4 protein-coding genes and 2 tRNA genes are annotated in these 6,782 nt (G+C 37.1%); all 6 read right to left on the bottom strand.

The window, feature by feature from the left end:
- Positions 1 to 60: 60 nt before the first annotated feature.
- Positions 61 to 134, bottom strand: a tRNA-Cys gene (locus INT04_RS06155).
- Positions 135 to 159: 25 nt separating this feature from the next.
- Positions 160 to 235 (bottom strand) — tRNA-Gly (locus tag INT04_RS06150).
- Between the two features lie 141 nt (positions 236 to 376).
- Positions 377 to 925 (bottom strand): CDP-diacylglycerol--glycerol-3-phosphate 3-phosphatidyltransferase, encoded by a 549-nt coding sequence (gene pgsA, locus INT04_RS06145; protein ID WP_193015274.1) that lies wholly within the window; start codon positions 923 to 925, stop codon positions 377 to 379.
- A 55-nt stretch (positions 926 to 980) separates the two neighbouring features.
- Entirely contained in the window at positions 981 to 2,813 is a 1,833-nt protein-coding gene (gene uvrC, locus INT04_RS06140; protein ID WP_193015273.1) for an excinuclease ABC subunit UvrC, read from the bottom strand.
- The gene (locus INT04_RS06135; protein ID WP_226893990.1) at positions 2,797 to 3,360 is read right to left on the bottom strand and encodes a LuxR C-terminal-related transcriptional regulator; all 564 of its coding nucleotides are present in this window, start codon (positions 3,358 to 3,360) and stop codon (positions 2,797 to 2,799) included. The genes uvrC and INT04_RS06135 overlap by 17 nt, the downstream gene beginning before the upstream one ends.
- Before the next feature lie 336 nt (positions 3,361 to 3,696).
- Positions 3,697 to 6,756: a DUF2339 domain-containing protein gene (locus tag INT04_RS06130; protein WP_193015272.1), complete on the bottom strand. Its 3,060-nt coding sequence runs from the start codon at positions 6,754 to 6,756 to the stop codon at positions 3,697 to 3,699.
- Between the last annotated feature and the right edge of the window lie 26 nt (positions 6,757 to 6,782).

Genomic DNA, 6,782 nt, shown 5'->3' with positions numbered 1-6,782 from the left:
CCTTACAGCCGAGGGATTTTAAATCCCTTGTGTCTACCGATTTCACCACCTGGGCATTAATGGAGGCGCGTCCCGGAATCGAACCGAGGTACGCGGATTTGCAATCCGCTGCATGACCACTCTGCCAACGCGCCTCAACTGCTCAATCTCATAAGAGATTGGAGCGGGAAACGAGACTCGAACTCGCGACCCCAACCTTGGCAAGGTTGTGCTCTACCAACTGAGCTATTCCCGCATTACCGAACTCGCTGATTTACTTATTTATTTCTGTAAACCGTTGTGCCTTTCGATGCGTTGCATTCTACTGATTTCCTGAATCTAGTCAACACTATATTTGCATCTTTTTGACTGTTCGGTGAATTTTCAGTCATTTCGATCAACCTTCACGCAAATCTGACCATGCAGCGCTCAAATATTGAAACATTGACCAGAAAGTCAGCACCGTGGCGACATACAATAAAGCGAATCCAAACCACTCAGCTTCAACCGTAGGACGCCATAATAACACAACTAACGATCCCATTTGTGCGGTTGTCTTCACTTTTCCAATCCAAGAAACAGCAACACTGTTGCGTTTTCCTAATTCTGCCATCCATTCTCTAAGTGAAGAAATAATAATTTCACGAGCGATCATTGTTGCGGCAGGTAATGTTATCCACCACTCATGATAATACTCCGTAATTAAAACGAGTGCTGTTGCAACCATTACTTTATCAGCTACTGGGTCAAGGAAAGCCCCAAAGCGGGTAGTTTGTTTCAATCTACGCGCTAAAAAGCCATCAAACCAGTCTGTTGCAGCAGCGACCATAAAAATAATCGCGCACACTAATGGAGCATCTTTAAATGGTAAATAGAACACCAAAACAAAGAATGGGATTAAAGCGACACGAAACAGAGTTAGCCAAGTTGGGATATTTAGTTGCATAGCGTTCTACACGACCTAGAAAAGTGAGAGTTATTAATATGGTGCATCAATACACTTAGTGTTTCAACGCATTAAAAATTTTTTCTGCTAATGCAGTCGAAATTGTGGGAACCTTCGCAATTTCTTCAACACTGGCGTCTCGCAAAGCTTGTAGTCCTCCCATATATTTCAATAACATTTGGCGGCGCTTAGGGCCAACCCCTTCAATAGACTCTAGCGAGCTGGTATTTTTTACTTTGCCTCTACGTTGACGGTGCCCAGTTATTGCATGACGATGTGATTCATCCCGAATATGTTGAATCAAATGTAATGCCGGTGAATCAGAAGGCAATGCCATACCTTCACCTTCCGGGATAAAAAACAAGGTTTCAAGCCCTGCTTTACGATCACTCCCTTTTGCAACACCTATTAATTTAGGGTGTGACTTATCCCAATCAACATTAAGAGCATTAAATACGGCTATTGCTTGCGCTAACTGCCCTTTCCCTCCATCAATAAAAATAATATCGGGAACTTTATTTTCTTCCAATGATTTACCATAACGCCGAGTAAGCACTTGATTCATCGCCGCATAATCATCACCAGGAGTAATACCACTAATATTATAACGCCTATATTCAGATTTTAATGGGCCATTCATGTCAAATACTACACATGAAGCCACAGTTTGCTCTCCCATGGTGTGACTAATATCAAAACATTCCATTCGTTTTATCTCTTTCATATCAAGAAGAGATCTCAATGAGGTATAACGTTGTGAAATTGTCGATTGTTCGACTTGTTTTGACGCTAATGCTGTTGCAGCGTTTGTTCTTGCTAACTTCACGTAACGCGCCCTATCACCACGCGGTTTTGTTTGAATTTGAATTTTTCGACCCGCAATAGAAGAGATAGATTCAGAAAGAAGCGCTTTATCTTCTAAATTAAAATCGAGTAAAATTTCATTGGGTAAAGTTCGAATGGCACTTCCTTGTAAATAAAACTGACCGATAAAGGTTTGAACTACTTCATCAAGTGAGGTATTTGCAGGTACTTTAGGAAAATAGCTTCGACTTCCTAACACTTTTCCTTGTCGAAAGAAGAGAACATAAACACACGCAATTGCACCATTAAACGCGACACTAATCACATCAAGATCATCACCAATATTGGCAACAAATTGTCTTTCAGTCACTTGTCTTACCGCTTGAATTTGGTCACGAATACGAGCCGCTTCTTCAAAGCGTAATTCTTGACTGGCTTCTTCCATTCGTTTAACAAGGCCATCAAGAACTTGCGTGTCATCACCTGAAAGGAAAAGGCGGACATAATTTACTTGTTCAGCATATTCTTCGTCTGAAACATACCCTTTTACACAAGGTGCCAAGCAACGACCAATTTGATACTGCAAACAAGGCCTTGAACGATTGCGATACACACTGTCTTCACATTGACGAATGGGAAATAGCTTTTGCATCAGCGCTAAGGTTTCTCTTACTGCAAAAGAGTTAGGAAAAGGTCCAAAGTATTCTCCTTTTGCATGCTTGGCACCACGATAACTGGCAAGCCTTGGGTGTTTATCGCCACTTAAATAAATGTAAGGATAAGATTTATCATCACGTAACAACACATTATAACGAGGCTGATAGCGTTGAATGTAGCTATGCTCAAGCAATAAAGCTTCAGTTTCTGTATGAGTAATCGTGACATCAATATTTGCGATGCACTTTACTAATGCCTCTGTTTTACGGCTATTGACTTGTACACGAAAATAGCTTGAAAGCCTTTTTTTCAGATCTTTGGCTTTACCCACATAAATTACTGTGTCTGTTGCATCATACATCCGATAAACACCTGGTTTATCTGTGACTCTGCTTAAGAATGCTTTGGCGTCAAATTTGTCTTCCACTTTGTAAATGACTCTCTATCTCAATTAACCCATAACGTATTGCTATATGTGTTAATTCTACATCACCTGAGATTTTAAGTTTACTAAACATTCGATAACGATAGCTATTTACTGTTTTTGTATTAATATTGAGCTCATCTGCAATTTGTGTAATTTTTTTTCCTCTAATTATCATAGACATAATCTGTAACTCTCGTTCAGACAAATGATGCAGTGGATTTAACTCTTTTTGTAGTTTTGTCAACGCGATTTCCATCGCTAACTCTTGGCTAATGTAACGTTGGCCTATACAGACTTGCCTAACCACTTGAAGAATATTTTCACAAGAGGTGTCAATAACAACAAAACCTTCAACGCCTAATTGAAGAAGAGGTATTGATAAAATGGAATCTGTTTTAGGTGAGATAATAATAATTTTAATTGATAAAATTGCACGTTTTATTCTTTTTATAGAATCAATTAATGATACGGTAGGAACTGAGTAAATAATAATAAGATTGACGGAAAATTGGCGACAGTAACGAAAAGCATCCGTTTCATCCGCCATAGTCTTCCGAATGTTAATTTTCTTAATTTGAGAAAGCAGTGTTTTAATTCCTAAGCTGACTATTTCAACCTGACTTATTATTAATGTATTAATCAATAACATTTCCCTTTTAAATAATAGTCTAACAAATAATGATTTATTATTGTTTAATTTAGTAGAGTGAGCATCATATTGTAATAATAATTAACGTTCTAGCTTTTATTTTAATGAACATTTAATGACAACAAACATTGGCCTTGATACATAGATTTTCTCCTCATTTTTAAGCCACTCATTACTTTAAAGTAATGAGTGGCTTACTTTTCTACAATTCACCTATTTTAAATCTAGAAACCGCTATATTGATGTATTGTTACTTTGCTTTTTAGGTGGTAATGGTGAGAAATATCCAATTAATAAAATCAGTATTGCAACACCAATAAAGGCCAATGCTCTGAGTAATCCGCTACTTAACGATGTATCAATTAAGAAAAGTTTAGCAATAACAACAGCCAATAACACCCCACCAATAAACCAACTCGAACGTGATTTTTTGCGTGTTGCCAATACCATCGTGACTAGCGCAGTAATAGCCCAAACAATAGCTAATACGGTTTGAATTACTTTAGAGTTAATGATTTCATAACTTGCCCAATCAATATCTGTTGCAAATACAAGTCCTCTTAATAAAATACCATTAGCCCACCAGAAGATCATTGCAGGAATAATATAATTGTACATCGGTAAATTATTTTGCAATAACTGTTGATATTTAGAAGACTGTTTTATTATTGAAATATATTTATAGCCCACACCTATTCCAATAATTCCAATAAGATCCATCAGATTAAAGAGTGGTATAAATGTAACACCACTTTCAGTACCACTATTAAAGTTTGCAAAAATTAAAGAAAGTGCCAACAAAACTAATACAGGGATTGTCATTGCTAAATAAGTATTTTGATACGTTTTTATCCAGCTGATTTTTATCACGAGCATAGCGCTTATTGCTATATATAAACTGATGGCGAAAATAACACTCGCAAAGTGTAGGCTTGCATAAAGGTAAGTGGTATCCATTAACCAGACTATTTCAGTGAATAAAAAGAGTCCAATAAAAACAAGATGTATAATATGGATTAATGCTTTATTTAACCTTTGTGTAGGCAATAACGTATTAACCTTAAGTAAATAGAAGCCACTTGCAAATATTGCTATCCATACAATGGCACTTAACCAATTGTCAATTAATGATCCAGCTAGGAAAATATACACTAGCATAATAAGCGCTGACATTGGCCACAATAAAACAGAGCAACTCGCTAATTCAGAGAATTGTGTTTTTTTACCTACAAAATACATTCCCCAGCAACTAATAAGAATAAAGGCAAAAGTAATGGCTTTCGCACTCGGAGAGAACCAATATTCGCCATACTCTTGTAAAGTGAATACGCAATATCCCCAACTCACCGCAGCAATAAATAGTGTTACATATCCAATAGTTCGATGATCAATATTAGTAAATTTAGCTCGATACCACAGTACTGCAACCGCAAATACAACAATCACTTGTGTTATAAACATTAGCCAATCACCTAACGAAACAACACTCGTGTTAAATAATAAAACAAAAGAAACCGCAACTAAAATAGTCCCTGCAATAGCGGGCTTATTTTGTTGCTGTAAAACAGAAAATGCGAGGATCATCACCCCTTCAATTGCCCATACAATCGATGTCCATTCAGCAGAGAACGCAAATGGGACAGCCAAAGTTGCAAAGGTGACGGATAGCATAAAGAAGGCAATAGCCAGTAATTTACCTTCTTCACGATAGCGCTTAAGCGCAAACCAACTCAGTGCAAAATAGGCCAACCCATAAAGCGAAGAAGCAATAGCAACACCGTATTCCCATTCTGATGCTAATCGATGTTGAAAGATAAAACCGATTAGTGGCGTACCAAATAGTAATGTGGCATCAAAAGGCAGATTGAGTTTCAGCTTATTTTTTAAGGTTGAAAGTTCAGTTGCTACACCAAAAATAAACCAGTTAGCGATTAAGAAAAGTTGGCAAGGTAAGTAATCGGCATGAGTATAATTTGGTATTGCCCACATAAAACCGATACCAAAAGTAAAAGCAAAACCAATAAGGTTTAATAAACGCCAAACTTGCCAATGACTAATAACAAGAATACCAATTGAAAGGATCAGGTAATAACTAAACAAGGCAACATAATTGCCACTTCCTGTAGATAATAAGACAGGAGCTAAATAGCCACCTAATGAAGCTAATACCGCTAAACTAATCGCTCGATGAAGAACCGCTAAAATAACACTGACCAAACAGATAAACACCATAATGGCTAAAGCGATACCAATAGGAATAAAATCATAAATTTTAGTCGCTGCAAAAATAGTAATATAAAGACCGCCTATGCCGCCACCTTGTAAAATCAGCGCATATATCAGATTTTTCTTTCTAAGCCACCAGCCAATACCTAATAACGCTAAACATCCTCCTCCTGCCATCATTAAGCGTGTTGATGCCGATACAAGTTCATTTTCAATGCTGTATTTAAGCAAATAGGAAAGACCAAAAAAGAGCAATAGCATCCCTATTTTAGCCAACGGATTTCCTGTTACGACCCAATTCCAAATAAGTCCAATAATTGATTTTTGCTGAGCTTGATGACCCGTATTTACAGCTGGTCGGTACTGAGATGCTGGTCTATTGACTTTATTTGTGGCCGTATTTGAATCCGATATTTTAGGCGCTGAAAGAGTCGCACTTGCCACCGTTGTATTATTCTCTGAAGTTTGACGTTGCGTAACATCAATCGATGTTTGCTTCGGCTCTTTTTGATAATGGTGAGCAAAACGACTTGTCGAGGTTTTAGGTTGGTAAGTTGCTGGCTCTTGTTGAGTTGGAATTGATGACGTTGTTATGTCTGGTTTATTAGATTGTCTATTTTCTACATTACATTCTTGGGTAATAATAGAAGCATTAGCAATCGGAGATTGTTCCTTAGGAGAAACTTTATCAAATGTTGTTCCTTGTGATGCTTGCGCTTGTTGATATACCGACGTTTCTTTATTTTCCGCCGGATTTTGCATCCTTTCAGTTGGATTAATAGACGTTTTATCTTGAGGCTGATAAATTGATATTGTTGATTTTGAGTCTCTTTTTATCTCTGGTGATAAATCCTTAATTTCATTTTTATGAGTGTCAAAATCTGCGCTAGTATCAGCAGAGTTACCTTTATTTAATAACTTAAATAATTTTTCTTGTTGCTCGATAAGCTTTTCTTCAAGCTGTTTAATTCGATACAACAATGAATTGGTATTTGTATAAGAATGATATTGCCAATACAAAGACACTACGACAAATATCGCAATAATAAGCGTCAAAATATCCTCCATAAACCTATTCCTTTTGAATAAAGCAT

It is taken from the genome of Proteus sp. FME41 (assembly GCF_014897315.1).
Classification (GTDB): domain Bacteria; phylum Pseudomonadota; class Gammaproteobacteria; order Enterobacterales; family Enterobacteriaceae; genus Proteus.
Note: the sequence above shows the minus strand (reverse complement) of the source record. Positions and strands in the feature narration are given on the sequence as shown.

Coding starts and splice junctions, on each gene's coding strand:
- pgsA (WP_193015274.1), bottom strand. CDS start 925: ATGCAACTAAATATCCCAACTTGGCTAACTCTGTTTCGTGTCGCTTTA.
- INT04_RS06135 (WP_226893990.1), bottom strand. CDS start 3,360: ATGGCGGATGAAACGGATGCTTTTCGTTACTGTCGCCAATTTTCCGTC.
- INT04_RS06130 (WP_193015272.1), bottom strand. CDS start 6,756: ATGGAGGATATTTTGACGCTTATTATTGCGATATTTGTCGTAGTGTCT.